The sequence below is a fragment of the uncultured Campylobacter sp. genome (assembly GCF_938018145.1).
GTDB lineage: Bacteria > Campylobacterota > Campylobacteria > Campylobacterales > Campylobacteraceae > Campylobacter_A.
Window position 1 is genome coordinate 1 of the sequence record NZ_CALIII010000015.1, and the last position, 2928, is coordinate 2928.

Genomic DNA, 2928 nt, shown 5'->3' on the forward strand with positions numbered 1-2928 from the left:
GTCATCGTCGTCTAGTATCACGAAAGCATCGCCGCTAGCGTGGTCAAAGCCGTTGTTTTTATTGCCGTTTGGGCCGCGGTCGTAGGTTTGGTTTAGGACGTATTTTACGTTGTCAAATTTAGCGACGTAACTCTGCGCAAGCTCGTGCGTGCCGTCATTTGAGTTATCGTCGCTGATTATGATTTCTTTATTTTCGTAGTCTTGAGCCAGCGCGCTTTTTAGAGCGGCTTCAAAAAGCTCTTTGCGGTTGTAGGTTGGGATTATTATGCTTACTTTTAGCATTTTAGCCCTTTATATTTTGAGTGATAAAATCCATCCACTTTTGATAAATTTGATCGGTTTTAAAGGCGTTTTTGCGCTCGTTGGCGTTTTTTACCAGCTCTTGCCTAAGTTCCTCGTCGCGCATCAAAAGTTCGATTTTGCTTCCGAGCGCTTTTACGTCGTCTATCGGTACTAAAAATCCGTCCTTGCCGTCCTCGATGAGCTCTTTTGCGCCGCTTGTAGCAGTCGCCACCCTGGCGCAGTTAAAAAATACGCTCTCGATTAAAACGTTTGGCAAGCCCTCGGTTTTGGAGCTTGAGACTAGGATTTTAGCCCTTTCGTAAAGCGAAGCGACATCGCTCGTTTGCCCGATAAACTCGGCATCCAGATGAAGCTGCTCGTGCGCGATGAGCTCTAGCCTTTGCCTCTCTTCGCCAGCGCCCGCTATCACGATTTTCCACTGTTTTAAAAGCTCTTTATCGACTAGGCTCATGGCCTTTAAAAATACGTCGCAGCCTTTAAGCGAGATGAGACGACCGACGAAAAGGATGATATTTTCCTTCGGCAAGCCCTGTTTTTTGGCTTCAAACATAGGATTATACATCACGGTTTTATTTTTTACGAAGCTATAGTATTCGTAGTCCTCTTTCGTAAGTACCGTGAGTCCGCTAGCTAGCGGATAGAGCAAACGGCGCAAAAACAGCCAGCCGCGCCCTTTGAAAAAATCGGCGCTTGAATGCTCGCTGATAAAAAGCGGCTTGTTTATAAATAAATTCGACAAAATCACGTTGATATTGGTGCTGTCCATAGAGGAGATAACGACGTCAAAGCCGCCGTTTTTGATCAAATTTCGCTGATAAAAAAACTTTTTCACGCGCCTGATTAAATTTGCAAAAAAACCTTTTTTTACCATCGGAAAAGGCAGATCGATCAGCTTTATCCTCTCGTCTAGCTCGTAAAACGGCGGTTTGGTGTCAAATTTTAAAAGCGTTACGTCGTGAAATTTCGCAAAATAGCTCGCTAGCAAGCTCATCACGCGCTCGGCGCCGCCTGCTTGCAGGGTCGAAATTATAAATAAAACCTTCATTCTCTCTCCAAATTTTAATCGGTGCGCGAAAATTTAATAAATCTTCAAAATTATTGATTTTATAAATTTTGAGCTTTATAATCGCTTAGTTTCCTATCTTTTAAATATCCGCTCATAGCCTAAAATTGCCGCTTCAAAGCGCGTTGCGGCGACATATTTTAAGCTGCTTAGGCGAGCTAGCGGGGAGACCTTTATCTGCGCTCTTTGCACCCGCTCGGCTTGGATATTTGAGTCTGTTAGATCGGTTGGATGTGCGAAAATATCGCTAAAATACATCTTTAAGCCGTTTTGCAAAAGCAAAATCCGCCAAAAATCAGCCACGCAAAGCGCCTTTTTGTGCGTTTGCAAGATCTTTTCCGCCGCGCGCCTATCAAGCACGTAGGCCGCCGCTCGGTAAATCGTGCCGTAAGAGCGCTTTGAGACTAGCCAAAAATCATCCTCCAGCTTTTTACCAAATGCGCTAAATCGCCCATCTAACCCGTCCTGCGCGCCGCAGATAAGAGCCGAGCCTTCGTCCATCTTCGCAGCCGCTTCAAACGCCTTTTTCACGCCGTTTTCGTCTCCGATAACGTCGTCTTCTAAAATGAGCGCAAATTTAGCGTCGCTTTTTAAAAACTCCTCGTAAGCGCGCACGTGAGAGAGCGAGCAGCCGACCTCGGACGGGCTTAAAAGCCTGCCGTAGGCCTCAAGGCTAGCTAGCGCGTAGCCGTAGTACTCCTTTGCGCTCATCGCCCTGCCGTCGGTTGCCTCGACGAGCTTAAATTCGCCGTAGTTTTTAAACCGCTCTTTTAGCTTTTGCCTGCGCGCCTCGTCGCTTTTTAGCGAAATAACGAATACTAAATTTTTCATCTTTTAAACTTCGATTTGATTTTATTGATCAAGATTAGTTGCTCTCTTTTGTCAAATATCAAAAACAAGCTCGCGGCGTAACCGAGCGCAAGCAAAACCGCCGAATACGCGGCAAATTCGCTCCAGCTTGAAATTTGCACGAAATTTCGCAGCCAAAAAAACAGCCCGCAAACGGCCGCGAAAACGGCTAAATTTTTAAAATAAACGCCGTAAAAAGTAGTAAGCGGCAGGCTCAAATTTAACGCAGCGTTTATAAGGTCAAATCCCAAAATGCGCACCGAATAAAGCGCGGCGCCGACGATCGCCATACCGTAAATGCCGTAGTCCGTAAATTTAAGCACGGCAATCTGCGCCAAAATCGTGCCAGCACCCAAAATGGTGTTTGCTATCGCGGGACGTTTTAGTTTATTGGTCGCGCTGTCGAGATTAAAAAGCGAAAAAACGTAGCTGATAAATATAATCGGCACTAGAGTTATCATCGAGAGATTATAGATTAGGCTTATCTCGTCCGCGCTTTTAAACGGTAGCCAAAGCGTGTAAAATTCGCGCCCGAAAGCCACGAAAATAGCCGCGGGCACACTCATAACAAACGCCGTAACTCGCATCGAAAATTTAGCCTCTGCAACTAGCGCGGTCAAATTTGACTTAGAGTAGTGCTCGACGAATTTTGGCGCAAATATCGCGCTAAGCTGTGCCACGAAGCTCTCCAAAATGATCGGAGCCGCCTTTGA

General features: G+C 45.9%; 3 protein-coding genes and 1 pseudogene. All 4 read right to left on the reverse strand.

Annotated elements, in window-relative coordinates:
- Positions 1–282, reverse strand: a 282-nt coding sequence (locus Q0338_RS00480) for a glycosyltransferase family 2 protein (RefSeq protein WP_298085057.1), incomplete at its 3' end; no start/stop codon positions are given.
- Position 283: 1 nt separating this feature from the next.
- Positions 284–1348, reverse strand: coding sequence for a glycosyltransferase (locus Q0338_RS00485; RefSeq protein ID WP_298085058.1), 1065 nt, complete (start codon positions 1346–1348; stop codon positions 284–286).
- 93 nt (positions 1349–1441) lie between these two features.
- Positions 1442–2197, reverse strand: coding sequence for a glycosyltransferase family 25 protein (locus tag Q0338_RS00490; RefSeq protein ID WP_298085059.1), 756 nt, complete (start codon positions 2195–2197; stop codon positions 1442–1444).
- Positions 2194–2928 (reverse strand): annotated as a pseudogene (locus Q0338_RS00495) (polysaccharide biosynthesis protein); the annotation flags it as partial. The pseudogene Q0338_RS00495 and the gene Q0338_RS00490, both read right to left, overlap by 4 nt.

Coding starts and splice junctions, on each gene's coding strand:
- Q0338_RS00485 (WP_298085058.1), bottom strand. CDS start 1,348: ATGAAGGTTTTATTTATAATTTCGACCCTGCAAGCAGGCGGCGCCGAG.
- Q0338_RS00490 (WP_298085059.1), bottom strand. CDS start 2,197: ATGAAAAATTTAGTATTCGTTATTTCGCTAAAAAGCGACGAGGCGCGC.